Here is a 285-nt window from a genome sequence, read left to right as displayed (position 1 = left end):
CATTTTGTCGGACGTTAACACGAGAAAGTCTGGCTATTCCGTAATGCCATCTTATTTCGTAATGGATTGAGAATGCTGGATTTTTAATTATATTACGCGCAGTATTAATCGCGTAAATGTTTTGCGGTCAGCAACGGTGGGGGATCCATTGCTCTGTTCAATGAATACCATCATACATTTGAATCAGGAGTCGGTATGATGATTTTGGTGACGGGAGGCGCACGGAGCGGGAAGAGTCGCCACGCAGAGGTGCTTATTGGGGACTCTTCACAGGTTCTGTATATC

The 285-nt window shown here is 44.9% G+C and carries 1 protein-coding gene; it reads left to right on the top strand.

The window, feature by feature from the left end; translation table 11 throughout:
* Positions 1 to 195 precede the first annotated feature (195 nt).
* A partial coding sequence (locus LZP73_RS21625; protein WP_442800785.1) for a bifunctional adenosylcobinamide kinase/adenosylcobinamide-phosphate guanylyltransferase occupies positions 196 to 285 on the top strand: 90 nt, incomplete at its 3' end.

The sequence above is a fragment of the Shewanella sp. AS16 genome, assembly GCF_021412365.1.
Lineage (GTDB): Bacteria > Pseudomonadota > Gammaproteobacteria > Enterobacterales > Shewanellaceae > Shewanella > Shewanella salipaludis.
Note: the sequence above shows the minus strand (reverse complement) of the source record. Positions and strands in the feature narration are given on the sequence as shown.